Origin of the sequence: Micromonospora sp. C51, assembly GCF_018070435.1 — a bacterium.
Lineage (GTDB): Bacteria > Actinomycetota > Actinomycetes > Mycobacteriales > Micromonosporaceae > Micromonospora > Micromonospora sediminimaris.
Genome location: NZ_JAGPXQ010000044.1, coordinates 19,823 through 46,133, shown reverse-complemented (window position 1 = coordinate 46,133; position 26,311 = coordinate 19,823). Strand labels below are relative to the sequence as shown.

At 70.0% G+C, this 26,311-nt stretch carries 26 protein-coding genes and 2 tRNA genes; 4 read left to right on the top strand and 24 right to left on the bottom strand.

Features of this window, described 5'->3' with window-relative positions; genetic code table 11:
• Window positions 1-122 precede the first annotated feature (122 nt).
• The 8 genes from KBX50_RS27940 to KBX50_RS27910 all read right to left on the bottom strand — a co-directional run bounded on the left by KBX50_RS27940 (window position 123) and on the right by KBX50_RS27910 (window position 4,972).
• Entirely contained in the window at window positions 123-887 is a 765-nt protein-coding gene (locus tag KBX50_RS27940; protein ID WP_210940789.1) for an ABC transporter permease, read from the bottom strand.
• A complete protein-coding gene (locus KBX50_RS27935) occupies window positions 884-1,696 on the bottom strand; it encodes an ABC transporter ATP-binding protein (protein WP_210940787.1) in 813 nt (270 codons plus the stop codon). The genes KBX50_RS27940 and KBX50_RS27935 overlap by 4 nt, the downstream gene beginning before the upstream one ends.
• Complete coding sequence (locus tag KBX50_RS27930; RefSeq protein WP_210940785.1) at window positions 1,693-2,073, bottom strand: DUF1048 domain-containing protein; 381 nt, start codon at window positions 2,071-2,073, stop codon at window positions 1,693-1,695. The genes KBX50_RS27935 and KBX50_RS27930 overlap by 4 nt, the downstream gene beginning before the upstream one ends.
• Window positions 2,074-2,075: 2 nt before the next feature.
• A complete protein-coding gene (locus KBX50_RS27925) occupies window positions 2,076-2,423 on the bottom strand; it encodes a PadR family transcriptional regulator (RefSeq protein WP_164449514.1) in 348 nt (115 codons plus the stop codon).
• 264 nt (window positions 2,424-2,687) lie between these two features.
• Window positions 2,688-3,116, bottom strand: coding sequence for a protein-tyrosine phosphatase family protein (locus tag KBX50_RS33880; RefSeq protein WP_247674563.1), 429 nt, complete (start codon window positions 3,114-3,116; stop codon window positions 2,688-2,690).
• A gap of 212 nt (window positions 3,117-3,328) precedes the next feature.
• Window positions 3,329-3,670: a hypothetical protein gene (locus KBX50_RS27920; RefSeq protein ID WP_210940782.1), complete on the bottom strand. Its 342-nt coding sequence runs from the start codon at window positions 3,668-3,670 to the stop codon at window positions 3,329-3,331.
• Window positions 3,671-3,823: 153 nt separating this feature from the next.
• Window positions 3,824-4,432 (bottom strand): hypothetical protein, encoded by a 609-nt coding sequence (locus KBX50_RS27915; RefSeq protein WP_210940780.1) that lies wholly within the window; start codon window positions 4,430-4,432, stop codon window positions 3,824-3,826.
• 51 nt (window positions 4,433-4,483) lie between these two features.
• Window positions 4,484-4,972 carry a hypothetical protein gene (locus KBX50_RS27910; protein ID WP_210940778.1) on the bottom strand — a complete coding sequence of 163 codons (489 nt, stop codon included), beginning with the start codon at window positions 4,970-4,972 and terminating at the stop codon, window positions 4,484-4,486.
• A 524-nt stretch (window positions 4,973-5,496) separates the two neighbouring features.
• On the opposite strand from KBX50_RS27910, the gene KBX50_RS27905 reads away from it, so the two are divergent.
• Together KBX50_RS27905 and KBX50_RS27900 are read left to right on the top strand one after the other, a co-directional pair.
• Window positions 5,497-5,751: a type II toxin-antitoxin system Phd/YefM family antitoxin gene (locus KBX50_RS27905; protein WP_102659982.1), complete on the top strand. Its 255-nt coding sequence runs from the start codon at window positions 5,497-5,499 to the stop codon at window positions 5,749-5,751.
• Window positions 5,748-6,122 carry a type II toxin-antitoxin system VapC family toxin gene (locus tag KBX50_RS27900; protein ID WP_210940775.1) on the top strand — a complete coding sequence of 125 codons (375 nt, stop codon included), beginning with the start codon at window positions 5,748-5,750 and terminating at the stop codon, window positions 6,120-6,122. The genes KBX50_RS27905 and KBX50_RS27900 overlap by 4 nt, the downstream gene beginning before the upstream one ends.
• A gap of 265 nt (window positions 6,123-6,387) precedes the next feature.
• Here KBX50_RS27900 and KBX50_RS27895 read toward each other — a convergent pair whose 3' ends face one another.
• From KBX50_RS27895 to KBX50_RS27860, 8 genes are all read right to left on the bottom strand, one after another.
• The gene (locus tag KBX50_RS27895; RefSeq protein WP_210940773.1) at window positions 6,388-6,747 is read right to left on the bottom strand and encodes a hypothetical protein; all 360 of its coding nucleotides are present in this window, start codon (window positions 6,745-6,747) and stop codon (window positions 6,388-6,390) included.
• A 147-nt stretch (window positions 6,748-6,894) separates the two neighbouring features.
• On the bottom strand, window positions 6,895-7,557 hold the full coding sequence (locus tag KBX50_RS27890; protein WP_210940772.1) for a hypothetical protein: 663 nt from the start codon (window positions 7,555-7,557) through the stop codon (window positions 6,895-6,897).
• A gap of 9 nt (window positions 7,558-7,566) precedes the next feature.
• On the bottom strand, window positions 7,567-8,298 hold the full coding sequence (locus tag KBX50_RS27885; RefSeq protein ID WP_210940769.1) for a hypothetical protein: 732 nt from the start codon (window positions 8,296-8,298) through the stop codon (window positions 7,567-7,569).
• A gap of 95 nt (window positions 8,299-8,393) precedes the next feature.
• Window positions 8,394-8,467 (bottom strand) — tRNA-Ile (locus KBX50_RS27880).
• Between the two features lie 150 nt (window positions 8,468-8,617).
• Complete coding sequence (locus KBX50_RS27875) at window positions 8,618-10,255, bottom strand: pitrilysin family protein (RefSeq protein ID WP_210940768.1); 1,638 nt, start codon at window positions 10,253-10,255, stop codon at window positions 8,618-8,620.
• Between the two features lie 57 nt (window positions 10,256-10,312).
• A complete protein-coding gene (locus KBX50_RS27870; protein WP_247674562.1) occupies window positions 10,313-11,263 on the bottom strand; it encodes a hypothetical protein in 951 nt (316 codons plus the stop codon).
• 46 nt (window positions 11,264-11,309) lie between these two features.
• Window positions 11,310-12,545, bottom strand: coding sequence for an FAD-dependent oxidoreductase (locus KBX50_RS27865; RefSeq protein WP_210940763.1), 1,236 nt, complete (start codon window positions 12,543-12,545; stop codon window positions 11,310-11,312).
• Window positions 12,546-12,834: 289 nt separating this feature from the next.
• Window positions 12,835-12,907, bottom strand: a tRNA-Asn gene (locus KBX50_RS27860).
• 276 nt (window positions 12,908-13,183) lie between these two features.
• Between KBX50_RS27860 and KBX50_RS27855 the strand changes: the two genes are divergently transcribed.
• Together KBX50_RS27855 and KBX50_RS27850 are read left to right on the top strand one after the other, a co-directional pair.
• Complete coding sequence (locus KBX50_RS27855; RefSeq protein ID WP_210940760.1) at window positions 13,184-13,567, top strand: hypothetical protein; 384 nt, start codon at window positions 13,184-13,186, stop codon at window positions 13,565-13,567.
• 169 nt (window positions 13,568-13,736) lie between these two features.
• A complete protein-coding gene (locus KBX50_RS27850) occupies window positions 13,737-14,915 on the top strand; it encodes an ROK family transcriptional regulator (protein WP_210940758.1) in 1,179 nt (392 codons plus the stop codon).
• Between the two features lie 53 nt (window positions 14,916-14,968).
• Here KBX50_RS27850 and KBX50_RS27845 read toward each other — a convergent pair whose 3' ends face one another.
• The 8 genes from KBX50_RS27845 to KBX50_RS27810 form a co-directional block, all read right to left on the bottom strand.
• Window positions 14,969-15,976, bottom strand: coding sequence for a sugar phosphate isomerase/epimerase (locus KBX50_RS27845; RefSeq protein WP_210940756.1), 1,008 nt, complete (start codon window positions 15,974-15,976; stop codon window positions 14,969-14,971).
• A 248-nt stretch (window positions 15,977-16,224) separates the two neighbouring features.
• Window positions 16,225-17,946, bottom strand: coding sequence for a ThuA domain-containing protein (locus KBX50_RS27840; RefSeq protein ID WP_210940754.1), 1,722 nt, complete (start codon window positions 17,944-17,946; stop codon window positions 16,225-16,227).
• Between the two features lie 79 nt (window positions 17,947-18,025).
• Window positions 18,026-20,866 carry a PQQ-dependent sugar dehydrogenase gene (locus KBX50_RS27835; RefSeq protein ID WP_210940794.1) on the bottom strand — a complete coding sequence of 947 codons (2,841 nt, stop codon included), beginning with the start codon at window positions 20,864-20,866 and terminating at the stop codon, window positions 18,026-18,028.
• Window positions 20,867-21,117: 251 nt separating this feature from the next.
• Entirely contained in the window at window positions 21,118-22,185 is a 1,068-nt protein-coding gene (locus tag KBX50_RS27830; RefSeq protein ID WP_210940752.1) for a polyprenyl synthetase family protein, read from the bottom strand.
• A complete protein-coding gene (locus KBX50_RS27825) occupies window positions 22,182-23,570 on the bottom strand; it encodes an alkaline phosphatase family protein (protein WP_210940750.1) in 1,389 nt (462 codons plus the stop codon). Before KBX50_RS27825 ends, KBX50_RS27830 begins: the two co-directional genes overlap by 4 nt.
• On the bottom strand, window positions 23,567-24,778 hold the full coding sequence (eboE, locus tag KBX50_RS27820; RefSeq protein ID WP_210940749.1) for a metabolite traffic protein EboE: 1,212 nt from the start codon (window positions 24,776-24,778) through the stop codon (window positions 23,567-23,569). The genes KBX50_RS27825 and eboE overlap by 4 nt, the downstream gene beginning before the upstream one ends.
• A complete protein-coding gene (locus KBX50_RS27815; protein WP_210940748.1) occupies window positions 24,778-25,629 on the bottom strand; it encodes a TatD family hydrolase in 852 nt (283 codons plus the stop codon). Before KBX50_RS27815 ends, eboE begins: the two co-directional genes overlap by 1 nt.
• Entirely contained in the window at window positions 25,629-26,246 is a 618-nt protein-coding gene (locus KBX50_RS27810; protein ID WP_210940747.1) for an EboA domain-containing protein, read from the bottom strand. The genes KBX50_RS27815 and KBX50_RS27810 overlap by 1 nt, the downstream gene beginning before the upstream one ends.
• Window positions 26,247-26,311: the final 65 nt, after the last annotated feature.

Below are 26,311 nucleotides of genomic sequence, written 5' to 3'. Positions count from 1 at the left end.
CGACGTCCTGGCCGCCCAACGCCGCGAACGCGCCCGCATCCGCAGCGAACGACAACAACGCTGGGGCCAACCCGCCACCCGCGCAGCCTGACCCAACACCCCAAACGTTCGTGGTCACGGCACTAGCTGATCTTCTTGCGGTAGATCGCCGTCGCGCCGACGTAGGCCACCACGAGCAGACCGGCGCACCAGGCGAGGGCGATCCAGATGTCGTTGCCGACGGGTTGCTGCGCGAAGAGGCCGCGGAGAGTGTTCACGATGGACGTCACCGGCTGGTTCTCGGCGAACCAGGCGACCGGGCCAGGCATCGAGTCGGTGGGGACGAACGCCGAGCTGATGAAGGGCAGGAAGATCAGCGGGTAGCTGAAGCCGCTGGCGCCGTCGATGGTCTTGGCGGTCAGGCCCGGCATCACGGCGATCCAGCTGAGGGCGAGGATGAACAGGACCAGGATGCCGGCGGCGGCGAGCCAGTCGACCACGGACGCACTGGTGCGGAATCCCATGATCAGCGCGACGCCGATGACGATCACGAGCGAGGCCAGGTTGGCGATGAGCGAGGTCAGGACATGTGCCCAGAGCACGGCGGGACGCGAGATCGGCATCGATTGGAAGCGCTCGAAGATGCCGCCCTGCATGTCCAGGAACAGACGGTACGCGGTGTAGGCGATGCCGGAGGCGATGGTGATGAGCAGGATGCCGGGAAGCATGTAGTTGATGTACGACTCACCGGTGCCCGTGTTGATGGCCCCGCCCAGCACGTACACGAAGAGCAGCAGCAGTGCGATCGGGGTGATCGCCGTGGTGATGATGGTGTCCGGGCTGCGGAGGATGTGGCGCAGGGAGCGACCGGTGAGGGTTCCGGTGTCGCTGAGGACGTGGGCAGTCATCGGGATTCCTCTCCCGCAGGCATGGCCGCCTCGTCGGTGGTGTCAGTGGCGTCACCGACGAGGGCGAGGAAGACGTCTTCAAGGGTCGGCTGCTTCTCGACGTACTCGACCGTGGCGGACGGGAGAAGCTGCCTCAGCTCGGCGAGAGTGCCGTGCTGAATGATCGTGCCTTTGTGCAGGATCGCGATTCGGTCGGCGAGTTGCTCGGCCTCGTCGAGGTACTGAGTTGTCAGCAGGATGGTCGTACCCTTCTTGGCGAGTTGCTTCACCGTCTGCCAGACCTCGATGCGGGCCTGCGGGTCGAGGCCGGTGGTCGGCTCGTCGAGGAACACGACCGGCGGGTTGCCGACCAGGCTCATCGCGATGTCCAGCCGCCGTCGCATGCCACCCGAGTACGTCGCCGCCCGCCGGTCCCCGGCGTCGGTGAGCGAGAAGCGGGCGAGCAGGTCGTCGGCGATCGCACCCGGATCCCTCTGATGGCGGAGCTTCGCGATCAGGACCAGATTCTCCCGACCGGTGAGCACGCCGTCGACTGCGGCGAACTGGCCGGTCAGGCTGATCGACCTGCGTACGTCGGCCGGCACCGAGGACACATCGAAGCCGTGGACGGTCGCGCTGCCGCTGTCCGCCTTCAGCAACGTCGACAGAATCCGCACCAGCGTGGTCTTTCCGGCGCCGTTCGAGCCGAGCAGCGCGAAGATGCTCCCGGCCGCCACGTCGAAGTCGACACCCCGCAGCACGTGCAGGTTCTGGTAGGACTTGGTGACGGCTCGCACTCTGATCGCCGGTTCACGCGTCTCGGTGATCACGACCTGTCCTCCTGCCCGCTGTTGTGGTCGGCGGCGTCGATCGCCTTCCGGAGACGCTCGCGCTCCTTGTCGATCCACTGCCGGCCGGCGTATGCCTGTAGGAACGTCTCGGCGAACTCGACCGGATCGTCGCCGACGACGGCGCGGACCGGCGTTCCGTCGGCGACCGCACGCTCCCAGAGGTCGACGAAGTCGCCGAGCATCGTGGTGATCGTGTCGCCGTCGAGGATGCCACCGTGGTACATGAAGTACCGGTGCAGCGCCTTGGCCGAGCCGCGATAGGGCTCCGGCAGGGCCTCGATCCGGGCCATGTGGTGCTTGTACTGCTTCTTCTGCTCCAGCGATCCGACGAGCGTCTCGATCCACTTCGCGGCCATGCTCATGCTCCCTTTTCGTGTTGGTTGCCGTTGTGACGGAGTTGCTCGATGCGATCCGTGAGGACGCTCCAGGTCCTCCAGAACTCGGCGAGTTGGTCCCGCCCCTTCGCGTTGAGCGAATACACCTTCCGCGGCGGCCCCTTCTCGGAAGGCACCTTCTCCACGTCCACGAACCCCCGTTGCTCCACGCGGACGAGCAGTGCGTAGATGGTGCCTTCCGCGATGTCCGAGAACCCGCGGTCGCGCAGCCACGCGGTGATCTCGTAGCCGTACGCGGACCTGCGGGCCAGGATCGCCAGGACGATGCCTTCGAGGGTGCCCTTCAGCATCTCGGTCAGTTGGTTGCCCATGTCCCCATCTCCTCGCTACCCAGCGACGCTGACTACTGGTAGACAGTAGCGCTAGGTACCAGTAGATAGCAACACTGAATACCGAGAAATTCAGACCCGCGCCCCCGGACGTACGGCTCCGGTGCCGGCCAGCGGGTTCGAGACGGGCCCGACGAACGGTGGGCATCGCGCCGGTGACGGATCGAGTGGATCTCCACGACTCCGCCGTATCCACCCGGCAGATGGCTCGGGAGGCCACCGGACCTGCGCGGTGCTCGGGAGCAGCTACCGGAACCGGGCGACGAAACGGCGTTGCCACGGGGTCTCAACGGCACTCGGAGCGTAGTGCCGCCGGACATAGTCGACCGCCTGGTCGTTCGGCACCCCATCGATCACCGCGAGGCAGGCGAGGGCAGTCCCCGTGCGTCCCCTCCCACCGCCGCAGGCAATCTCGACGCGTTCGGTTTCGGCGCGAGCCCATGCCTCGCGCAACGCGTCGGCGGTTGCGGCACGATCGGACGGCAGCCGAAAGTCAGGCCAGCGCAGCCATCGATGCTCCCAGGCCACCGAGGTCGGCTGGCGGCCGAGGAGGTAGAGCGCGAATGTGGGCTGCAAACCTTGCGGCAGCGGGCGCCTGAGCGCCCGGCCGCGGACAAGCCGACCGGAGGGCAGCCGGAGTACGCCCGTCGCGGAGGGATCCCATGAAGTGCTCATCCTCGTCCGGGCAGCCGCACCCTGGTGGGCCGGCGTGCCCATTCTCCTTTCGGTTCGGTGTGCAGGTCCGAAGTCGGCTGTCTCCGGTTGACCAGATGTTTCGCCCCGCCGTGCCTGCCGGCCGCGCGCACTGTTGCGCGGTTGTCCGCTAGGAGCCGAGATATTGCAGGATCGCCAGGACGCGGCGGCTGTAGCCGGTCGCGTGGGACAACTCAAGCTTGTCGAAGATGGTTTGACGTGTTTCTCGACCGCGCTCTGTGAGACGTGTAGGCGTTCGGCGATGGCGGCGTTGGTGTGCCCTTGAGCCTGTTGGCCTCGAGCAGGCGACGGGCCAGCCACCGATCCAGCGTGGCGACGCTGGCTATCGCCTGCAGGTTCACCAGCAGCAGGGCCGCCCCGATGAGCCCCTGCAGCAGGAACCCGGCTGCGGTCATGGTGCCCGCGACGAAGGAGCGCAGCACGATGGCGGCGAGTACGGCACCGACCACCAGAAGGCCGGTGGTGAGCAGGCCGAGTGCCGCCGGTAGGAGGCGGGCGGCGAGGTAGCCGAGCACGCCCGGTCCGCTCGCCCGGACCGGGGGCGGGAGCGGTTCCGAGGCAACGATGGCTAGGCGGCACCGTTCCCAATCGGTGATGCGGTGGGCGTACCCGCGACGCGTGTCGCGCTCCGGTTGGCCCAGACCGGACGCCGAGCGACCGCGGTCAAGTCACCCGCCGCCCCCGACGGTGCCGTCCGTCGGGTCGGTGCCGGACACCTTGTGAAACTCCACGCACGGGGTGTGGTCGTCGAAGGGCTGGTCAGGGCACCGCCTAGCCTCAACCCTGCCCGGGCTGGCAAAGAAGAGAACCGTACCGATGCCGGTCAGTCCGATCAGGACCGTGGCGATCACGTCGCCCGGTCGCCACGACGCGTGCAGGGTGGCGCTCAGGGTCGTGATCCGCGACCAGTTCTCCCGGATCCAGGGGTCGCTGCCGCGCCGGCCGACCGTCGTGCGTTCACCAGGGTTGAGCGACCCGTCCAGCTTCGTCCCGATCCGGTGGATGCGGTCTAGGACGAACTCGAGCTCCCACACGTCGCCGACGTGGTTGCCATCGTCGAAGAACTCCGCCGACACGGCCCAGTTGCCACTGCTGAACACGCTCATCCGGTACGCGCACTGGACGTCTCCGGCCGTGATCCGCCCCGTGAACTCCCGGTCGACCAGGGTCGCCAGCGTGCGTACGCTCACCGGGAAATCCCATTTCTCCAGCTCGCTCACGGCCCGCAGGCTGATCGGGGCGCCATGGAACTGTCGCATGGCCCGGATGGAGATCACCGGCACCTCCGATGCGTCCCGGTCTGACCGCCCGGTGTCCTTCGCGCGCCATCACGCCTCTCCCGCTACCGGCTCGCCCATCTGGATCTCCTGCCAGTACGCGGTGCCGGTCGCGGTGACGACTCTGCCGCTCGGCACGCACAGCCACAGGCTGCACCGGTCCCACTCCGCCACCACCGCGCCGTTGATCCGCTGTGATCCAGTGTTCCGCACCAGCACGAGATCACCCACCTGGCCGGTGCGCGGCAGCTTGGGCGTCGGCCCGCTCTGCTCGATCACCCTCAGGTTGAGTCGAGCGCCATTGATCCGTACCCCGCCGGGGTAGTCGCCGTTGAAGTTGACGGTCAGACCGTCCTCCGAATTGTGCACCAGAGCGCGGCGGAATGGACCACCACCGGCGCCCCGGCGGGCGGCAGAGTCGAGAATCAGGTCCGCTGCCCTTGCGTTGACGACCGCGGCTTCGATCGAGATCCAGTCGGCGTTGTTTCCGTCGTCCAGTCTTATGTCGGTCGGCATTGTCTCCACCACCTTTCGACTCACCCGACGAGGGATGGTGGCTCATGTTCAAGGGCGTCGGCTGTGTCTGGCAAGGGATAAGCAAGATTCCCGACCCCGGCTCCGCCTCGTCAACCGTAAGGATCCGCGTGGCGCACCCGAAGGTCGTCCATGACCTCCTCGATGAACGCCGGAGCCTCCTCACGCATGAGATGCTGCCGGGCCCCTCGCCGGCCGTTCACGTCGGAGTTCAAGGCCGAGATCGTGCAGTTGTGCAGCGCCCTCGACCGGGAGTCGTGATTCGTTCACGTCATCAGATCGGTAGGGGCCGACTGCCGTACTTCGCTGCTGTACCGGCCACGCGCACCAAGGTTGCGGAGGAAGTGGGGCGGACGCACCACCATGCGAACCGCACCGCCACCATCGCTGGTGATCCGCTGGCCCTGCCTTCTTGCAGGGCACGGACTCGGACGACGTCCGGCGACCCGGGGACCCGAGCAGCCAAGGCCGCTGACGCATGCGGCCAAGCAGGCTAAACTAATCCCTTAGCTAAGCGAGGAGGTTGCGCCATGTCGGCTGAGGCCGTGCACTACAACATGCATGATGCCAAGACCCACCTGTCGCGCATCATCGAGCGGGTGGAACGCGGCGAGGAGATCATCATCGACCGGGCGGGCACCCCGGTGGCGAAGGTCGTACCGTTGGTCCGGCGGGCTAACCGTACCGCTGTCGGCTCCCTCGCCGGCCAACTGGACCTCTCCGGTGACTGGGACTCGCCACAGACCAACGCCGAGATCGCCGACGACTTCGGCATCGGCGCATGAATTTGCTGCTGGACACGCACGTCGCGCTCTGGGCCATCACTGGCGACCCGACCCTAGGCACCGAGTTGCTCGATCGACTACGCCACGAGCCGGACATCTTCCTCTCCCCGGTCACCCTGTGGGAGATCACCATCAAACAGCGCATCGGGAAACTCGCCGGCCCCCCTGACCTTGCAGAGCGGGTACGAGACATGGGCTTCCGGGAACTCCCGGTGACCCACGCCCACGCCATCGCCGCAGGCCGCCTGCCATCGCATCACCGCGATCCCTTCGACCGCATGCTGGTGGCACAGGCAATCACCGAAGGGCTGACCCTCGCCTCCCGCGACGCGTCGATAGCGCTGTACGACGTGGACATCCTCAAGGTGTGATCGGACAGCTCGGTCCACGCCGCATACCCGCGAGAGATCCAGGCCCAACTCGCCACCGGCTGCCTCCCATTCCGAGCGGCGCCGGTCGCTTAGCCCCAGCGCAAGCCGTGGCCTGCAGCTTCGCGGGTCTTGGACCCTAAGTCTGGGTATCCGTTCCGATGGGCCGGAGGTGCCACCATGCGAACCACGCCGCCACGATCGCCGGTGAGCCGTTGCCGCTGCGTGTGCGCAGTTCTACTCCGGCGTTGGTAGCCCGATGACGGGGCTACGAGTCGTCGAAAACGTCGTCGAGCACGAGTCTTGCGCGGCCCGGGATCTCCTCCTCAGGGAAGATCTCCGCACACAGAGCGAGGACCTGCTCCGCGCTGCTCAACTCGAGGCGGTCGATCAGGAAGCGGATGTCCTCGGCGTCCCGCCGCCGTGCGGCGAGCACCTTCATGGCCAGCAGATGCTCCGGAGACGCCGCTGCCACCCGCAGGCCGGGGTGGTCGAAGACGCGCGGAGCCGTTGCGTCGCCTCCAGGAGCGACATAGGCACTCGCCTGCTCGTTGAGCCACCTGCGGTGGCCTAGTTCATCCGCTACCGCACGAGCCTCGTCGAGCACGATGCCATGCGGTTGGAACACCGCGTCGATGTCACGGGTAGCCCGTCGGGCGTCGTATATCGCAGCGGACGCCGCTGGCTCTGGCGAGTCGACCATCACCGGTAAAAGAGTGGGCATGCCATCAACTCCGCCGCCGCGCCCCTAACCGCTTGCAGGTCTGTCCCGAGATCAGCCGGTGAACCCGGCGACGTACGCCGCGAGCGACATGCCGCCCGACCCGCCACCGCCGACTGTCACACAGCCGTCGGCCGGAGCACGCTCCCCAGCGGGATACGCGACGACCCGCAGCGGATGCTGGAAGTGCACGGTCAGGAAGCGCCACGCCGCCGCGTTCAGCTCCGGTTGTCGAGAATTGGCCACCTCACCCGGTTCGCCAGCGTGAAACAGCAACAGGGCACCTGCGCGATCCCGCAGCGCCCGGCCGAGGGCCAGCCGCTCAGGGCAGCGTTCGCAGGTCAGAAACCCTTCGTCGGTGCCGTCGAAGCCAGCGGACAACAAATCTGCGAACCCATCCTCCGGCCAGCCGGAAAGGTAGGCCGGAAGGGGTATGTCCAGGTCGCCGTCCGCGTCCAGCATGGCCGGCAGCACACCGCTCTCCATCTGACGATGCAGTTCGGGATCCCAGTCGTGAGCCACCCGAAGCTGGTGACCGACGTGGTCGGCAAGCAGCTTCCACAACGCGCTGGACGGCAGTCGGGACTGCGAGAAGACCGGCTGACCAGGATTGCCGGCATACCTGATGACAGTGCCGCCGGGCTGCTCGCTCAATGGCTTACCGAGCCCCCAGCAGATCCGGTTGCACGAGCAGTAGAGAAACGCCGATGCCCCCACGTGTCACCCCTAACCGGGTACGCCCATTCCACGAGCCCCCAGCATCCACAACCCTGCCGGCCGACCATCCGGCGTGTGGAAGGCAACGTACACGTCCGCGTATCTCGCCAAGCGGCGATCGTCGCGATTCTTGGCCCAGAACGCCTCCATCAGCCGTTGTACGTCTGTACCTCTGGGTACCTGCACATACAGCTCACCCCGATAGTCCAACTTCTTCGCATAGTCCTCGAACTGCCGAGCGAACGTGGTCGGCGCCCCACTGAAGGTCTTGACCTCCCTCCGGTACACCTCCCGCCCGCTGGCATCCCGGAAGGAGACGTCCGGTGGAGGCTTATTGGCACCGGCCAGCCTCGGCGTCGAGCCGGCTGGCCCGTACAGTGCCCGCTCCGCGTTCGCCTCGGTGAGCACGAAGTCCTTGTGCTGGGCGTGCTCCCTCATCAACAGGTGAATCGACTTCTGAACCGTTGGTTCGTTGAGATTGAGCTCCGCACCGCAGCCCTTGCAGGCAGTACGGGCCAGGCGAATATTGTCAGACAGAATCTCGTGCGGCGGCCGGGGAGGTTCCGCCACCTCAGATGCGGTCTCCGACGGCAACAAGCCCGGAGGCGCGCCCGCTGTGGGCGCGGCGGTACCGTCGGACGATGCCTGCGGCACTGTGGTACCGCAGGCCGCCACCGCGAACAGGGCCAGGCCGACCACAACTCGAGCGACACCGCGAGGAACTCGGCCGAGGATATCCATACGGGGAACCTACGGTGATGACACGTCCCGCCGCTGTCCCGTCACGCTGCGGCCTCAGCCGACCCGCTCGATCGACGCGTGATGCCAGCCGTAGGTGGGGCGGGCGGGACTCGAACCCGCGACCGAGGGATTATGAGTCCCCTGCTCTAACCGGCTGAGCTACCGCCCCGGCACCGGGCCGGATCTTATCCCGCCCAGTCGATCACCGGCCAACGAACCTTCCCGACCTCCCTGCGGGCCGACGGACCGTACGGTCGGACGCTCGATGCGAGCGCCGTGCGGTGCAGGTCGGGAGGGATCCGGCGGCCACGGCCTCTCCTCACCGGCGTCGCCCTCGTGTCAGCAGCACGATGGGCAACGCGAGGATAACAGTGAGCAGCCAGCCGATCACGACCGCACCCCACAGTACGGCGACGTCCTCCTCGGCGGTGGGACTGATCAGCATGCCGATGGTGAGCAGCAGGGTGAACCCGCCCACCACCAGCGTGGCCAGGCCGCTGAGCACCATCAGCAGGATCTCCCACCCGGCCCGCTTCGGCCGGGTCAGGCGCTCGCGAGCCGCGCGGAGGGCACGCGGTTGGGGGATGCTCTCCGGATCGCGGGGCGGCATGGTGATCTGCCGGTCGATCGGCACCCCGCTGTCGATGACGTGCATCGCCGCCGGGCGCGTGTCGAACAGGGTCGGCTCGATGTGCAGCACGATCGCGTCGTGGCCGATGAGCTGCCGGGCGCCGTCGGGCCAGGCCAGCATCGCGGCGCAGTCGGCGTAGGTGACCGTGAGGGTGCCACCGGCACTGAGGTGGCTGACCCCCTCGGTGCCGATGAGTAGTCGACTGTCGTCGTCGCGGGCGCGGTAGGTGGTGCCCGCGACGGTCGACTCCGACGAGGTGGGCGCGGCGGTGAAGCCAGCCCAGTCGGCGCTGGTCCCGTTCGGCACCATCAGCAGCGCCGAGGCGTACGCCTCCTGGGCGACCTCGTGCAGGTCGGCGAGGGTTACCGCCTTCAGCTGCGCGAGCTGCTCGTCGATGGTGCGGTTCGGCTCGCCGGTGAGCAGGTTGAAGGCGTACGCGGGCAGCCGGGTGGCGTCGGCCTCGGCGGTGGCGTACATGTCGATCCGCTTGGCCACCACGGCGTCGAGGTCGCTCTGCTCGATCCGGCCCACCCGCAGCTTGGCCAGCACGTCGATGAATCCGCCGAGCACGGCGTCCTGCTTCTCGGCCAGCGAGTCGGCCAGGGCCCGCAGGTGGGCCTGGCCGTCGCCACGCGGTTCGTAGCCGCTGCCGATGGTGTAGGAGAGACCGGCGTCCTGGCGCAGCGCCCGGAACAGTTCGCGCTCCAGCACCTCGGCGAAGATGTTCGCGGCGGTGCGGCGCCGCACGACCGCGTCGAGCACCACCGCCCGCGAGCCGTGCACGAAGTACGCCGGGGTGGCCGGCAGCGCCGACGAGGCGGCCGGTACCGGCTGCCGGGTGCCGGCGGGCAGGTCCAGCCGCAGTCCTTCGGGCACCCGGTCACCAGCGATCCAGAGCACCGCGTTCTCCCGGGTGAACCAGCGTGCGGCCCACTGGCGCAGGTCCTCGGCGGTGCGCCTGCCCAGCCCCCACTCCGGGTAGCTGCTGAGCCCGTGGTCGCGGGCGCCGTGGCGCCACAGCGGGATGTCGTCGATGGCCGCGCTTCCCCGGCTGCTCCACTCGGTACGCAGGATGTCCTTCTCCACCTCCAACCGCCCGGTCGGCAGATCGGTCAGGTTGGCGCAGACGGAGGTGAGGAAGGTGGCGATGTCTGGTGCTGAGCCCTGCATGTGGAAGGTGGTGAAGGTCGGTCCGGTGGCGCCGTTGAAGTGGTAGTCGGCGGTGCCCAGCGGGGCGAGAACGAGGTGTTCGAGCAGATGGGTGATGCCGTGGCGGGCCAGCGTCTCGTCGGCGGTGCCGACCCGGAAGGTCAACCCGGCGCGCATCGGCCCCCCCGGTGGGGGCGAGCAGGGTCGGCACCCCGTCGGTCTCCAGGTGTTGGATCACGGCTGGCCGCCCTTCGCGTACGCCTTGTCGCGGAACCGCTGGAACTGCGCGACCGCGTCGCCGAAGTAGCCGAACATCGACTCGTCGCCGAGGTCACCGAGGGCGGCGAACTGCTGCGCCGCCGACGTCCACTCCTCCATCAGGCAGAAGGCGAGGGCGAAGGTGCTGCGTACCCGGACCCAGCCCCAGCCGTGGCGGAACTCGCGGTGCCAGATGGAGCGCTGGGCCGCGTCGTGGATCGCGGCGCGTACCTGCTGACCGCGCAGGAATGCCCGCGCAGCGGACAGGGTGCCGTGGTCGAAGGCCTGCTCCAGGTGCACCTCGACGATGAGGACCGCGTTGGGTGCGCCGGCCGGTGCGGCGGCGTTGCACTCCCGGGTGAAATGGTGCGCCTTCTCCCAGGTGCCGCTCCACTTCGGGCAGAACTGCTGCAACAGGGAGCTCTGGGCCGGCAGGTGGTGCGGGTGCCGGGCAGCGAGGCGGTCGTAGCGGCGGCGGGCCTCGGCCTGGCCGAGTTGCAGGCCGCGGGCGCTGGTGACCCGCTGGGTCCAGGCTGCCGCGTCCTCCGGGTGGCGGGCGGTGGCCTCGATGAGGACCTGCTCGGCCCGGCGCAGATGATCGAAGAACTGGGCGAACTGTTCGCGGCTGACATCCTGCGCCCGTTGGGCGGTCCGGATCCGCCACCCGGCGCGGATCAGGTGCGCCCCCAGCATGGCAGCGGCCACCGGGTCGTCCGGTTGTTCGGCGAGCGCCTTCCGGAGGAACGTCTCGGCGTCCGCCGTGTCGCCGACCTCGCCGACGAGGACCGTCCTGCCGTGGGCGTCCTGGGCGTCGACGAGGGTGCGCATCGCCGGCCAGTCGCCCGCGGCCAGCGCGTCACGGGCGGCGGCCACCTGGGGGTACGCCGCCGCGGCGTCGAACACCGGCGGCGCGAGGGGTCGGGGCATGGCGAGGATCATAAGTGATCATCATCGGGCCTGGTGACCCCGAATTTCAGTGCTGACGCAGGTGCCGCAGGGTGGCTCCGGCGGTGCGCCATCCGCTGGCGAGTGCCCCTTGGATCGACGGGCTGTCACGGTGGTCACCGGCGACGAACAGCCCGTTTCCCAGCGCCACGGGCTTTCGTAGCCGGCCCTGTGGCGGCGACGCGGCGGGCAGCGCGGCAGGGATGGTGACCGTGGTCAGGTGCTCCCAGTCGGTGGTGGGCCGCCCGTACAGCCGGGTCAGTTCCAGCCGCACGGCCGACTCGGACGGTACCGACGGCCCGACCACTGAGGTGGCGATCAGGTGCCGGTCGGGTGGCGCGTAGCTGGGCGCGGCCCGGCTGACCACGACCGTGTTGGCGACCATCTCGCGGCGGTCGCCGTCGATGAGCAGGATCGGCTCGCCCACCGGCGGCTCGGCGGTGGCGTGGTAGTAGGTGGTGTAGCTGTGCATGCGCACCGGCGGCAGGTCCAGCAGCCGGGTGGCGGTGGGCGGGTCGACGGCGACGACGACGGCCCGGCAGCGCAGCTCACCGGCGCTGGTGCTGACCCGCCCCGGTGCCACCTCGGCGACGGTGGTGTTCAGGTCCAGCAGCCCGGCCGGCAGCGCGGCGGCGACGGCCCGGGGCAACGCCGCCATGCCGTCGGCGGGCAGGCCGACCCGACCTCGGGCGAACGAGCGCAGCACCATCGCCAGGACGTGGCTGGAGGTTGCCAGCTCCCGGTCGAGCAGCACGCCGGACAGGAACGGGCGCAGCAGGTCCTCGATGATGGCGTGGGAGAGGCCCGCGCGACGCAGCGCCGTCTCGGCGGTGGTCTCGGGCCTGGCGAGCAGACGTTCCGCGGGCAGCGTGGCGTAGCTCGCGGCGAGGGCGGCGAAGCGCAGCCGGTCGGGCAGCGACCCGACGGAGGCCAGAGCGGTGCCCGGTCCACCGGCGGGATCGCGTAGCGGATCGACCAGTCGCAGCAGCCGGTCGCCCTTGCGTACCAGCACCCCGGGAACGAAGAAGCCGAGGTCGAGACGGTCCACGTCGAGCAACGCGCCGAGCCGGGGGTACGCCGTGTTGAGGACCTGAAATCCACGATCGAGCAGGAAGCCGTCGACGGTGTCGGTGGCGACCCGGCCACCGAGCCGGTCGGCGGCCTCCACCAACCGCCAGGACACTCCGGCGCGGTGCAGGCGGCGGGCTGCGGCGAGGCCGGCGAGGCCGCCGCCCACGATCACGACGTCGGTGTCAGCGGGCATGGGGTACGCGGTGCCCTGGTTGTGCCGGTGCGGGCTGGCGGCGGGCGTGCCGCGCCGCCACGACGGGGCGCGCGGCGGCCTCGGATGGTCGCAGCTCGACCGAGCCGATCTTCCAGTTTCCGGACATTCCACCCACCGGCTGTCGTCGCAGGATCGACGGGCACCAGCGTAGCCGCGTTGGCCGGGTGCCGCCCGGCAGAAGCCCGGCGTCGCGCCGGTCGGCCATCTGGTGGGGACACGAGTGACGCCCACCGGATCTGGCCGGTGGGCGTCGTGGTGAAGTAGGAAGCTCCCCCGTTTGGACTCGAACCAAAAACCTGCCGGTTAACAGCCGGCTGCTCTGCCAATTGAGCTACGGGGGACCGCAACAACGCCCGGAGCGGATCGCTCCGCACCGCGCGCCGGGCACAAGAGTACAGGACGGCGGGGGGTGTTGGTCCAGGGGGTTCATCGGCCACCACCGAGCGACCCGGGGGCGGTTTACCAGACAAATCGTCATCCTGGCACAAGGAGGTATGAGCGGAGAGGAGGATGGGTAGTTAGCTGCCGACGACAGGACGCAGGCGCGAATCGGTCAGTCCCGCCACCCGGGCTTCCGGGAGCGGGACGGCGGCGCGTCAGGTACGAAAGGAGCCGCCATGCGCGGAAAGATCATGTTCCTTGGCGGGCTGGCTGCAGGGTTCGTCCTGGGCGCCCGTGCCGGCCGGGAGAAGTACGAGGAGTTGGTGGTCCGGGGCCGCAAGGTGCTCGACCACCCGACCGTCCAGGAGGCGGCCGGGGTCGCGCAGGCCCAGGCGAACCGTCTCTACCACGAGGGCAGGGACAAGCTCGGCAACTCCAAGCTGGGCGAGAAGCTGAACAGCAACGGCAAGGCGGGGATCACCCCCGCCGACGACACGTTCGCCGGTACGCCGGCCACGGCCGGCACCAAGTCGGGTTCCGGCTCGTCGGGTTCCAGCTCGACGTCCGCCACCCCCCGCAGCAAGCCGTCCGGCTCTGGAGCCAACGGCAGCACCCTCTGAGCACCCCGGACGGGCCCGGCCAGCGACGTTGGTGGCCGGGCCCGTCCGTGTGCCCGGCCGGCAGCGGGTCACGCCGGACCGCCGCGGCGACAGGCGTTGACAGGTCCGCTCCCGACCGGCCACTGGTCTGAAACACCGCCGTGGAACACTCCGCACGGAGGTGGTCGAGATGGCCCTGGTCCGGCCGGAGAATCCGCCGCAGGCACGGTTGGTCCGGCTGCTGCGGGACGAGGGTCCCCGCTCCCGGGTGGAGCTGGGTGACCTGCTGGGTCTGTCCCGGACGGCCCTCACCACCGAACTGGACCGGCTCACCGCCCGAGGGCTGGTCGAGACCGCCGGGCCGGCGGCCTCCCGGGGCGGGCGTCGGTCGTCGTTGCTCCGCCTCTCCGGCGGCGTTCGCTTCGCCAGCGTGGTGGTCGCCACCGACCGGGTCACCGTTGCGATCACCGACGGCGAGCTGAACGTGCTGGCCGAGACCGGCGAGGTGGCGGACGTGCGCGACGGGCCGGAGCCGGTGACCGGTCGGGCCGTCGAGCTGGTCGCCAAACTCCGCGCCGAGCTGGGCGTCACCGAACTCACCGGGGTCGGTGTCGCCCTTCCCGGGCCGGTCGACGGCGGCACCTCCACCGCACCGGCGGTCCTGCCCCGGTGGCAGCGCTTCCCGGTCCGCGACGCGTTCGCCGCAGAACTGGGCTGCCCGGTCCTGGTCGACAACGATGCGAACGTGCTCGCCCTGGGCGAGCGGCACGCCGGCATCGGCCGTACCGTCGAGGATTTCCTCTACCTGAAGCTGGGTACGGCGATCGGCTGCGGGCTGGTGCTCGGCGGGTCGCTCTACCGGGGTGCGACCAGCAGCGCCGGCGACATCGCGCATCTACCGCTCGGCGAGGAGGGTCCGCCCTGCGCCTGTGGGGAGGCCGGTTGCCTTGAGGCGTACTGCGGGGATGCGGGGTTGGTCCGGGCGGCGCTGGCGGTCGCCCGATCGGATCGCTCCCCGGCGCTGGCCGCGCGGCTGGCCGAGGTGGGCAGGCTCACCGTCGCGGATGTGGCCGCGGCCGCCACGGCCGGGGATGCGGCCACCCAGTTGCTGGTCCGTGATGCCGCCCGCCGGCTCGGTCGGGTGCTGGTCGGCCTGGTCAGCTTCTTCAACCCCGGCATCGTGGTGATCGGTGGGGCGCCCGACGGGCTCGGGCACCTCCTGCTCTCCGAGATCCGTGGCGTGGTCTACCGGCGCTCGGCGCCACTGGCCACCGGCACCATGCCGATCGTCCTGTCCGATCTGGCGGGCCGGGCCGCCGTGGTGGGCGCGGCCCATCTGGCCAGCGAGCACGTCTTCAGCGCCGGCTGACCACGCCGACGCCCGGGAGCCGGCGCGGACCGGCCCCCGGGCGTCGGTACGGTTCAGTCCTTGCTGCTGAACGCGGCGTCGAAGGCGGCGGACGGTGCGTCGAAGGCGAGCCGGCGGACGAACTGGAGCGCCTCCGGGGCGCCGACCAGCCGGTCCATCCCGGCGTCCTCCCATTCGACGGAGATCGGCCCGGAGTAGCCGATGGCGTTCAGCGCCCGGAAGCAGTCCTCCCAGGGCACGTCGCCGTGGCCGGTGGAGACGAAGTCCCAGCCGCGGCGCAGATCCGCCCAGGGCAGGTGCGAGGCCAGCCGGCCGCGACGACCATCGCCGGTACGCACCTTCGCGTCCTTGCAGTCGACGTGGTAGATCCGGTCGGCGAAATCGAAGATGAAGTTGACCGGGTCGAGCTCCTGCCAGACGAAGTGCGACGGGTCCCAGTTCAGCCCGAACGCGGGGCGGTTACCGATCGCCTCCAGGGTCCGCTTCGTCGTCCAGTAGTCGTACGCGATCTCGCTGGGGTGCACCTCGTGGGCGAAACGCACCCCGACCTCGTCGAACACGTCGAGGATCGGGTTCCACCGGTCGGCGAAGTCCTGGTAGCCGCGCTCGATCATCTCCGGCGGCACCGGCGGGAACATCGCCAGGGTGTGCCAGATCGACGAGCCGGTGAAGCCGACGACGGTGTCCACGCCGAGCTTCGCCGCCGCGCGGGCGGTGTCCTTGATCTCCTCGGCGGCCCGCTGGCGTACCCCCTCGGGCTCGCCGTCGCCCCAGATCCGGGCGGGCAGGATGCCCTGGTGCCGCTCGTCGATCGGGTGGTCGCAGACCGCCTGGCCGACCAGGTGGTTGGAGATCGTGAAGACCTGAAGGTTGTGCTTGGCGAGCGTCTCCCGCTTGCGTTCGACGTACGAGTCGTCGGCCAGGGCCTTGTCGACCTCGAAGTGGTCGCCCCAGCAGGCGATCTCCAGGCCGTCGTAGCCCCACTCGGCGGCGAGCCGGCACACCTCGTCGAACGGAAGGTCGGCCCACTGGCCGGTGAACAGCGTGATCGGTCGCGCCATGTGTCCTTTTCCCCTGTCGTGTGGGGGATTCCATTACCTGCGGGACCGGGGCGAGGATGGCCGGATGCGGCGGCCACGACGATGCACCGGTGGACGCTTGTCGCGTCTGGGGCCGACGGGTTGCGCCTCCCGTCGACTCACCGGCCACCTCGCGGTCGCCGTCACCCACTCTAGGCGGGCGGCGCGCGGTAGGAAAGTGCCCCGGTGCGACGGGTGACCGTCGCACCGGGGCGGTGCCGCTGGTTGGGTTACGGCAGCACCCAGCGCTGGTTGGCGTTGTTGTGGCAGGTCCACAGGTGCACGGCCTGCCCGTCGGCGGAGCTGTTGTTCGACACGTCCAGGCACTTGCCCGAGTTCGGGTTACGCAACGTGCCGTTGGACTGCGCCGACCAGTTCTGGGCACCACTGCCGTTGCAGGTCCAGAGCTGGATCTTCGTGCCGTCGGCCGAGCCGGCGCCGTTGACGTCCAGGCACTTGCCCAACGCCCGGATCGTCGAGTTCGGCGTCACCGTCCAGGTCTGCGCCGCGCCACCGTGGCAGGACCAGATCTGGATCTGCGTGCCATCCGCCGACGAGCCGTTACGCACGTCGAGGCACTTGCCGGCCAGGCCGGTGATCCGACCGGTACGGACGTCACCGCCCGGCGGCGGGTTCGAGCCGCCGAGTTCCTTGATCCGGATGTTGCGGAACGACACGTCGTCGCCGTTGCCGTGGTTCTGGATGCCGATGTGGCCGGCAAGCGACCGGACCGGGTCGGTGTTGGTGAAGTCGTTGATCTTCGAGCCGTTCAGGAAGACCTGGAGGCGCTCCCCCTCCACCAGCAGCTCGTAGGTGTTCCACTCCCCCGCCGGGTTCAGCGCGGCGTCCCGGGCGGCGAGGTCGGCGGCCTTGAAGCCGTAGACCGCTCCGGTGGTCCGGTCGGCGGCGTCGGTGGGGTCGATCTGCACCTCATAGCCGTTGTTGATGGCGGAGTTCGGGTCGCTCGACGGTGGAAAGCCGATGAAGACACCGGAGTTGTCGTCGCCGGCCACCCGCCAGTCCAGCTTCAGCGAGTAGTTGGTGAACTGCTTGGCGCTGTGCCAGAACAGCCCCATCCCGCCAACCGAGGTCAGCGTGGCGTCGGAGTTGCTGAAGCTGCCCGGCCCTGCCTGGGACCAGCCGCTGGTCGAGCCGTTGTAGAGGTTGGTGTAGCCGGTCTCCGGCCGGCAGTCGGCCTTGGTGCGGCCGGCCGCGTACCGGATGCCGCCGAGCAGATGCGCCCGGAAGGCCGGTTCGGAATACGACGCCTGGGTGTGGCCGCCGCCGGTGTAGAAGGACCGACCGCCGTTGTACGTCTTGCACCAGGCGATCGGGTGGTCGGCGCCCATCACGCCGCCCGAGTACGTCGACTCGTTGAGGTTCGCCAGCACTCGGGCGCCGGAGCGGGGGTTGCTCTGGAAGTCGTACCACTCGTCGGTGCGGACCCAGTTCTGCGGCAGATGCGCGGTGGCCGCGTGGGCGCGGTTCTCCACCCGGACGGTGGCCTGCTGGATCGCCGGGTGGGAGCGGAAGTACGCCCCGACCAGATTGCCGTAGAAGGACCAGCCGTACTCGGTGTCGGCGGCAGAGTGCACGCCGACGTAACCGCCACCGGAGCCGATGTACGACTCGAACGCGCTCTGCTGGCTGTTGTTGAGCACGTCGCCGGTGGTGTTGAGGAAGATCACTGCCTCGTACTGGGCGAGGTTGCCGGTGGTGAACACCGCGGCGTCCTCGGTGGCGGTGACGGTGAAGCTGTTCGCCGCACCCAGGTCCCGGATGGTCTGGGTGCCCACGGCGATGGAGTCGTGCCGGAAGCCGGCCGTCTTGGAGAAGACCAGCACGTCGTACGGGGCGTCGGCGGCGCTGGCCGGGGTGGCCGGGGTGGTGCAGGCGAGTACGGCGAGGGCTGCGGTGGCCAGGCCGACGGTGGTTCGGAGGAGTCTGCGCATGTCGCTCTCCCAACGTTTGGTGGTGTCAGGAGGGGCCCTGTTGCCAACACTAGGCGTTGACGAGGGGCCCCTCCTCGGATCAGGGCAGGACCCAGCGCTGGTTCGCGCCGGTGTGGCAGGTCCACAGGTGCACAACCTGCCCGTCGACGGAGCTGTTGTTCGACACGTCCAGGCACTTGCCCGAGTTCGGGTTACGCAACGTGCCGTTGGACTGCGCCGACCAGACCTGGGCGCCGCCACCGTTACAGGTCCACAACTGGATCTTCGTGCCGTCCGCTGTGCCGGCGCCGTCGACGTCAAGACACTTGCCCAACGCCCGGATCGTCGAGTTCGGCGTCACCGTCCACGTCTGCGCCGCCGTGCCGTTGCAGGTGTAGATCTGAATCTGCGTACCGTCGGCCGTGGCGGCGTCCCGCACGTCCAGGCACTTACCGGCCAGACCGACGATCGGGCCGGTTCCGCCCGTGCCACCGTTGCCGGTGGTGAAGGTGAACGAGTCCAGGTCGTAGAGCGAGCCGGTCCCGGTGCCGGCGAAGGTCAGGTAGAGCGTGGTGGTGCCGGACGGCGGGTTGCTGATGGTGCCGGTGACCGTGGTGAAGGTGTCCCAGGCGCCGGTGACCGGGACGGTGGCCGAGCCGAGCACGGTGCCGGTGGCCGAGCCGGCCCGTACCTGGAGGGTGCCGCCGGCGCCGGCCGAGGAGACCCGGGCGCTGAACGACGTCACGTTGTTGATCCGGTACGGCTCGAACGCGATCCAGTCGCCGTTGTTGATGTTGCCGACGGTCTTGCCGCCCTCGGCGGCCGCCTTGTCGAAGGTGGCGATGCCGGAGGAGGTCTTGTAGTGCTCGGCCTGGCGGCTGCGGGGCTGGAGGGTGTGCTGGGTGTGCGTGGTCAGCCCGCCGGCATCGGTGTACTCGGCGTCGAAGATGGCGAAGATGTTCGCCGCGTAGTCGTGCTCGCCGTCCACCGGGATCGTGATCGAACCCGAGCAGCCGTTCCGCGAGGTGATCTGGTGACCGTGGTTGTCGTGGCCCAGGACGTAGGTCATCTTGACCTTGGTGCAGTCGATGGTGCCGTCCTCCGGGTCGGTCACCGTGATGCTGAACGGCACGGTGTCGCCGAAGGAGAACAGGGATCCGTTGACCGGGCCGTTGATGGTGACGGTCGGCGCGGTGTTACCGACCCGGATCTGCACGCTCGCGGTGCCGGTGGCACCCTGCGGGTCGCGTACGGTCAGCGTGGCGGTGTAACTGCCGTTGGTGGTGTAGGTCTTGCTCGGATTGGCCGCCGTGGAACTGGTGCCGTCGCCGAACGCCCACGAGTAGGTCAACGCCCCGCCCTCCGGGTCCGACGACCCGGCCGAGGAGAAGTTGACGGTCAACGGGGCGACGCCCGAGGTCCGGTTCGCCGAGGCGACCGCCGTCGGCGCCCGGTTTCCGCCGCCTACGTAGTCGTAGCGGTAGAGGGCGGAGTTGGCGTCGCCGTTGTAGAAGCCGGTGCCGTAGTCCAGCACGTAGAGCGCGCCGTCCGGGCCGAACGCCATGTCCATGACCTGCTTGCCGTTCCACGGGAAGGACCCGTCGATGCTGGCTATCGAGCCGTTGGTGTTGACGTGGATCGGCTTGATCCAGCCCCGGCCGAACTCACCGGCGAAGAACAGCCCGTCGAAGCTCTGCGGCCACTTGGTGGCCGAGTTCAGCGCGGCGTTGTACCGGTAGACCGGGCCGGCCATCGGCGACTCGGAGCCACCGCCGAACTCCGGCGGGCTGCCCGCGTCGCCGGCGTAGCGGATCCAGGCCGGCTTGGCGGCCGGCAGGCTGGTCAGGCCGGTGTTACGGAACGAGTTGTTGGTCGCGCCTCCGGTGCAGTTGTACTTGGGCCCGGCGGTGTTGTTGGCGAAGTTCCACTCGGCGTACGTCTCGTTGCTGGTGTTGGTGCCGGTGCAGTACGGCCAGCCGTAGAAGCCGGGCCCGGTGATCCGGTTGAACTCCACCTGCCCGCTGGGGCCACGGCTCGATGTGGAGCCGGAGTCCGGGCCGTAGTCGCCGACGTAGACGACGCCGGTGGCCTTGTCGACGCTCATCCGGAACGGATTGCGAAGGCCCATCGCGTAGATCTCGGGGCGGGTCCGGGCGGTGCCGGGGGCGAACATGTTGCCGGCCGGGATCGAGTACGAGCCGTCAGCGTTGACCTTGATCCGCAGGATCTTGCCGCGCAGGTCGTTGGTGTTGGCCGCGCTGCGTTGCGCGTCGTACGCCGGGTTGCGGTTGGTCCGCTCGTCGATCGGGGAGTACCCGCCGGAGTCGAAGGGGTTCGTGTCGTCGCCGGTGGACAGGTAGAGGTTTCCGGCGGCGTCGAAGTCGATGTCGCCGCCGGCGTGGCAACACATGCCCCGGTCGGCGGCGATGTCGAGGATGTCGACCTTGCTGGACTGGTTGACGGTGAAGTCGGCGTTGAGGGTGAACCGGGACAGCCGGTTGACGCCCTGCCAGGCGGACCAGTTGGTGCCGGTGGCCGGGGCGTCGCCGCCGGGGGTGGACAGCGGCGGGGCGTAGTAGAGGAAGATGTGCCGGTTGGTGGCGAAGTTCGGGTCGACCCCGACGCCCTGCAACCCGTCCTCGTCGTGCGTGTAGACCGGGATGTTGGCGATCACCGAGGTGTTGCCGGACGCGTCGGTGCGGCGCAGTGTGCCGTTGCGCGCGGTGTGCAGGACCGAACGGTCCGGCAGCACCGCGATGCTCATCGGTTCACCGACCTCGGCCACTCCCTTGGCGAGGGTGACCTGCTGGAAGTCGGTGGCGGCGATGGGGTGGGCAAGGGCCGGGGTAGGGCCGGCGATGGCCACGGTGCCGGCTGTCACGACCAGGAGCAGCGCCGAGGCGCTTGTGGACCACCGTGCGGGGTGGTGGGTGGTACGCATGGTGGACATCGCTGTGCTGTCCCTTCCTGACGAGTGCTCTGCCAGGGCGGGGCGCGCGCCGTCGCGCCGGATGCCGTAGCGGGGGGTGCCGAGGGGGGTGCCGCGCCGCCGGTTCACCTCGACGAAACATGTCGGTCCTGGCGATGACATTAAACGTCATACGTTGATGTGTCTATATCTTCTGACTGCCGGATACAGACTTTCGTCAGTTCGGCCAAAAGCCGCCCGGCGCCGCTCTGCCGCGGCGGCACTCAGCGCTGGCGGTCGATGGCCTGGGCGGCCAGCTCCATCAGGGCGGTCCGGCTCTCCGCGGTCACCTCGGTGTGCTCCAGCGCCGCCAAGCCGGCCTCGGCGCGGACCTGGATCATCTGCTCAATCTTCCGGCGGGCCCCGGTGCTCTCGATGATCTCGCGCAGCTCGGCGGCGCCGTCGGCGTCCAGGTCGGGATTGCCGAACAGCTCGCGCAGCCGGGCACCCTGCGCCCGGTCGGCGGCATCGCGGGCCAGCGCCATCATCACCGTCGGCTTGCCCTCGCGCAGATCGTCCAGCACGGACTTGCCGGTGACCGCCGGGTCACCGAAGACCCCCAGCACGTCGTCGCGGAGCTGGAAGGCGTCCCCGAGCGGGTCGCCGAACTCGGCCAACGCGTCGAGCAGCTCGACGGGTGCGCCCGCCAGCGCGGCGCCGATCTGCAACGGCCGAGTGACCGTGTAGCGGGCCGCCTTCATCCGGATCACCGTGAGCGCGCTGGCCACCGAGCCGTCGCCCACTCCGGACACCAGGTCGAGATACTCCCCCGCGATCACCTCGGTACGCATCAGCGCGAACACGGCGTACCCCTGGTGCACCTGGTCCGGGCTCAACCCGCACTCGTGGAACATCTGATCCGACCAGGCGGCGCAGAGGTCACCACAGAGCAGGGCGGTGTTGCGCCCGTACGCCTCCGGGTCACCCCGCCAGGACGAGCGGGCGTGCAGGTCGGCGAAGATCCGGTGCACCGAGGGCTCCCCCCGGCGGCGGTCGCTGCCGTCCAGGATGTCGTCGTGGATCAGCGCGAAGGCGTGGAACAGCTCCAGCGCGGCGGCGGCCACCACGATCGGCGTGCCGTCCGGGCCGCCCGCGCCCCGCCAGCCCCAGTAGCAGAACAGTGGTCGCAGGCGCTTGCCGCCGGCCAGCACGAACCGGTGCAACGTGGTGAAGACGCCCCGTGGTGCGCCGTCGGGCCAGTCCGGATCCTGCCGGTCGAGGAAGGCGGTCAGCTCGGCGTCGAAGCGGGCCCGCAGCCCGGCGGAGTCGACAGCTGCCGCGGCGACCGTCACCGCCCCTCCATTCCGGCCAGTTCCAGCAGCAGCCCCTTCACCTCCGTGGCCGCTATCCGGTCCCGGGCCACCGACGCGTCGGAGCAGAGCAGTACCGGCCCGTCGGCCGGATCGGCGGGCAGCCGTCCGTGTGAGCCCCGGATTGCCCGGGCGCCGGCATCCAACCCGACCACGTTCATCAGGTACCGCATCCCGAGCTTCTTGCGGGCCAGCGCGACCCCGGCACGGCGCTTCGCCGCGCCCGGCGCGGCCGGGTCGAAGAACAGCTCCGCCGGGTCGTACCCGGGCTTACGGTGGATCTCCACCAGCCGGGCGAAGTCGGGCGCACGCGCCTCGTCCAGCCAGTAGTAGTACGTGAACCAGGCGTCCGGCTCGGCCACCAGCACCAACTCACCGGCACGCGAATGGTCCAACCCGTGGGCCGCCTTGCCGTCGGCGTCGAGCACCTCGGCCACCCCGGGCAGGCCGGCGCAGAGCTTCGCCACCGCCGGCACGTCGGCCGGATCGCGCACGTACACGTGCGCGACCTGGTGGTCGGCGACGGCGAAGGCGCGGGAGGTCCACGGGTCGAGGTACTCCATACCCGCCTGGGTGTGCACCCGCAGCAGCCCCTCGGCGCGCAGCAGCCGGTTGACGTCCACCGGCCGGGACACCTCGGTGATGCCGTACTCCGACAGCACCACCACCGTCGCGTCCCGAGCCTGCGCGGCGTCCAGCAGCGGCGCGAGCACGGCGTCCAGCTCCGCCGCCGCGGCGGCGGACCGGGGCGATGACGGGCCGAAACGTTGCAGGTCGTAGTCCAGGTGCGGCACGTAGACCAGGGTCAGGTCGGGCGACTGATCCGCGAGGATCTGCTCGGCCGCCCGGCAGATCCAACGCGACGACGGCAGGCCCGCGCCCGGCCCCCAGTAGGTGAACAGCGGGAAGGTGCCGAGCCGGTCGGTGAGCGCGTCGTGCAGTTGCGGCGGATCCGTGTAGCAGTCCGGCTCCTTGCGACCATCGGCGTAGTAGACCGGGCGCGGGGTGACCGTCCAGTTCACGTCCGCGCCCATCGCGTACCACCAGCAGACGTTCGCCACCGTGTAGCCGGGCCGGGCGCGACGCGCGGCCTGCCACAGCTTCTCCCCGCCGACCAGCGCGTTGTGCTGCCGCCAGAGCAGCACCTCGCCGAGGTCCCGGAAGTACCAGCCGTTGCCGACGATCCCGTGCTCCGCGGGAAGAGCGCCGGTGAGGAAGGTCGACTGCACCGAGCAGGTCACCGCCGGCAGCACGGTGCCCAACTCGGCACGGAATCCGGTGTCGGCGACCGCGCGGAGCCGGGGCATGTGCGCCAGCAATCGGGGGGTCAACCCCACCACATCGAGCACCACCAGCTGCCTGCTCATGCTCTCACCGCCTTAGCTAGCGGGGTCAGCCCGAGGGCGACCAGCTCATCCCGGGTGAAGGCCAGCTCGGCCGCGATCCCGGCGGCCAACTCCGCGTCGGTGCGCGGGCGCCGCGCGGCCGGCAGCACCCCCCAGGTGTACGTCTCGACGTCGAGGTGGTCGCAGCCGGCATCCGCACCGGTGAAGAGCGCGGCCAGCGCGGCGCGCAGCACCGGCAGGGTCGAGCCCAGCGGCGGTTCGGGTGGGGCGTGCAGTGGCACGTGGTAGTGCACCCGCCACGGCCCGGGCAGCGCGGCGTCCAGAGCGGCGTCGAGGTCGTCGGCCGCCCAGCTCGGATCCGCCGGATCGGCAGCCCGCGGCCCACCGGCCGATGCGGTGGCGCAGTCGGCGGTGCGGGTCTGGTGCAGGAAACGTGGCTCGACCCAGCGGCGCATGGCGGCGGCGTCAGCGGTCGGGTCGGCCGCCTCCAGCGCGGCCGACACCTGCACCTTGACCACCGGCAGGCCGGCGACGGCCAGCCGCTCCAGAGCGGCGGCGGGCTCCTCCCAGGCGCAGGCGAGGTGGGCCAGATCCAGGCAGATCCCGAGACGATCGGTGTCCATTCCGGACAACGCGGCGACGGCCTGCGGGGTGCTTTCCACCACGCAGCCGGGCTCCGGCTCGAAGCCGACCCGTACCGGCCGGCCGGTGTCCCGCTCGACGGCGGCCAGTCCGGTGGCGAGCTGGTCGAGTCGTCGACGGGCGGTGTCCGCGCGGGTGTGGTCCCACGGCGCGCGCCAGGCCAGCGGCAGGGTGGAGACCGAGCCACGGGCGGCGTCGTCGGGCAGCAGGTCGGCCAGAACCCGGGCCAGGTCGAGGGTGTACCGGAGCCGGTCGTCCGTGGTCCAGTCCGGCCGGTACACCGCGCCCTTGACCACGGGCGCCTGGAAGGCGGCGTACGGGAAGCCGTTGAGGGTGACCACCTCCAGCCCGCGTACCGTCAACTCGGTGCGCAACCGACGACGGGCGGCCGGGTCGGCGGCCAGTTCGGCGGCGACCGGCGCGGCCAGCCACAGGCCCAGCCCGAGCGGGTCGGCACCGAGCGTCTCGCGGACCGGCACCGCGTAGGTGTCCAGTTGGGCCACGATGCCGGCGAGGTCCTCGGCGGGGTGCACATTGGTGCAGTACCCGAGGTGGACGGTGCGCCCGCCGACGTGCCGCAGCCGCATCAGCTGCCGCCGCGCAGGATCGAGTTGCCGGCGAAGGTCGGCCCGGCGAGGTCGTCGTCGGTCAGCTCGAGCCGCCCGGACTGCCCGTAGAACTCGACCGGGTTACGCCACAGCACCCGGTCGACATCGTCGTCGGTGAAGCCGGCGCGCAGCATCGCCTCGCCGGTGGCCCGGGTGAGCAGCGGGTCGGAGCGTCCCCAGTCGGCGGCCGAGTTGACAAGCATCCGTTCGGTCCCGTACGCCTTGAGCAGCTCGACCATTCGCGGCGGGGACATCTTGGTGTCCGGATAGATGGAGAAGCCGAGCCAGCAGCCGGTGTCCCGGACCAGTTTCACGGTCGTCTCGTTGAGGTGGTCGAGCACCACCCGCTCCGGCGCGATGCCGGACTCGGCGACCACGGCCAGGCTGCGCTCGACACCCCGGGCCTTGTCCCGGTGCGGGGTGTGCACCATCGCCGGCAGGTCGTGCGCCACGGCCAGGGCGAGCTGGGCGGCGAAGGCGTCGTCCTCCTCGGGGGTCATCGAGTCGTACCCGATCTCGCCGACCGCCACCACGCCGTCCTTCTCCAGGTAGCGGGGCAGCTCGTCGAGCACCGGCCGGCAACGCCTGTCGTTGGCCTCCTTCGGGTTCAGCGCGATCGTGGCGTGATGGCGGATCCCGAACTGCCCGGCCCGGAACGGCTCCCACCCGACCAACGAGTCGAAGTAGTCGGTGAACGAGCCGACGTTGGTACGCGGCTGGCCCAGCCAGAACGCCGGCTCCACCACCGCCCGGACGCCGGCGGCGGCCATCCGCTCGTAGTCGTCGGTGGTACGCGACGTCATGTGGATGTGCGGGTCGAAGATCCGCATCACACCTCCCTGGGCTGGGGCTGGCTGGCGGCGGTGAGCCGATCCAGCAGTTCGGTGGCGTCGGCGGGCATGCTCCGACCGGCGGCCCGGCGCTCGGCGGCCAGCGCGGCGAGCATCTCCGCCAGTTCCCCGTCCGCGCGGGTGTCGAGGTCGGCCACCACCGTCAGTGGCACGCCGGTGAAAACGCACTTGAGCACCGCCTGCCGCCAGGCCGACGGGTCGAGGTGGCGGGCGTACGGGCCGAGGGCCGCGGCCACCAACCGGGTGTCGTTGGTGCGGATCGCGTCGTGCAGCAGCGGCACCCCGGCCGCGCCGATCGGCAGCAACGGCAGCGCCTTGAGCACGGCCCGTTTCTCGGCAGCGTCCCCGGTGCGGTAGAGGGTCTCGGCCTGCTCGGCATGGTCGGTGGGCAGGCTGGCCAGCAGCAGGGCCCGGGCCGCCTCGTCGGCGGTCCAACCGGGCAGGTCGAGCAGGTCGTCTCGCCCGCAGCGGCGGCCGGCCGCCGGGAAGAACCGCGCGATGGCGGTGGGGTCGGCCGCGACGCGGTCCAGGGCCGTGGCCAACCAGTCCGGATCGGGTACGCCCCGCAGGGCCGCCCGCAGCTCGTCCACTGTCATCGCGTCTCCTCCCTCGTCCGCCGCCGTCGACGGCCGTGGCGGTGGTACCGCGTGCGTCCTTTGCT

Excerpts from the sequence above, each read along its gene's own strand:
- KBX50_RS27940 (WP_210940789.1), bottom strand. The coding sequence starts at position 887 with ATGACTGCCCACGTCCTCAGCGACACCGGAACCCTCACCGGTCGCTCC.
- KBX50_RS27930 (WP_210940785.1), bottom strand. The coding sequence starts at position 2,073 with ATGGCCGCGAAGTGGATCGAGACGCTCGTCGGATCGCTGGAGCAGAAG.
- KBX50_RS27925 (WP_164449514.1), bottom strand. The coding sequence starts at position 2,423 with ATGGGCAACCAACTGACCGAGATGCTGAAGGGCACCCTCGAAGGCATC.
- KBX50_RS33880 (WP_247674563.1), bottom strand. The coding sequence starts at position 3,116 with ATGAGCACTTCATGGGATCCCTCCGCGACGGGCGTACTCCGGCTGCCC.
- KBX50_RS27905 (WP_102659982.1), top strand. The coding sequence starts at position 5,497 with ATGTCGGCTGAGGCCGTGCACTACAACATGCATGATGCCAAGACCCAC.
- KBX50_RS27900 (WP_210940775.1), top strand. The coding sequence starts at position 5,748 with ATGAATTTGCTGCTGGACACGCACGTCGCGCTCTGGGCCATCACTGGC.
- KBX50_RS27885 (WP_210940769.1), bottom strand. The coding sequence starts at position 8,298 with ATGGATATCCTCGGCCGAGTTCCTCGCGGTGTCGCTCGAGTTGTGGTC.
- KBX50_RS27875 (WP_210940768.1), bottom strand. The coding sequence starts at position 10,255 with ATGCGCGCCGGGTTGACCTTCCGGGTCGGCACCGCCGACGAGACGCTG.
- KBX50_RS27870 (WP_247674562.1), bottom strand. The coding sequence starts at position 11,263 with ATGCCCCGACCCCTCGCGCCGCCGGTGTTCGACGCCGCGGCGGCGTAC.
- KBX50_RS27865 (WP_210940763.1), bottom strand. The coding sequence starts at position 12,545 with ATGCCCGCTGACACCGACGTCGTGATCGTGGGCGGCGGCCTCGCCGGC.
- KBX50_RS27855 (WP_210940760.1), top strand. The coding sequence starts at position 13,184 with ATGCGCGGAAAGATCATGTTCCTTGGCGGGCTGGCTGCAGGGTTCGTC.
- KBX50_RS27850 (WP_210940758.1), top strand. The coding sequence starts at position 13,737 with ATGGCCCTGGTCCGGCCGGAGAATCCGCCGCAGGCACGGTTGGTCCGG.
- KBX50_RS27845 (WP_210940756.1), bottom strand. The coding sequence starts at position 15,976 with ATGGCGCGACCGATCACGCTGTTCACCGGCCAGTGGGCCGACCTTCCG.
- KBX50_RS27840 (WP_210940754.1), bottom strand. The coding sequence starts at position 17,946 with ATGCGCAGACTCCTCCGAACCACCGTCGGCCTGGCCACCGCAGCCCTC.
- KBX50_RS27835 (WP_210940794.1), bottom strand. The coding sequence starts at position 20,866 with ATGCGTACCACCCACCACCCCGCACGGTGGTCCACAAGCGCCTCGGCG.
- KBX50_RS27825 (WP_210940750.1), bottom strand. The coding sequence starts at position 23,570 with ATGAGCAGGCAGCTGGTGGTGCTCGATGTGGTGGGGTTGACCCCCCGA.
- eboE (WP_210940749.1), bottom strand. The coding sequence starts at position 24,778 with ATGCGGCTGCGGCACGTCGGCGGGCGCACCGTCCACCTCGGGTACTGC.
- KBX50_RS27815 (WP_210940748.1), bottom strand. The coding sequence starts at position 25,629 with ATGCGGATCTTCGACCCGCACATCCACATGACGTCGCGTACCACCGAC.
- KBX50_RS27810 (WP_210940747.1), bottom strand. The coding sequence starts at position 26,246 with ATGACAGTGGACGAGCTGCGGGCGGCCCTGCGGGGCGTACCCGATCCG.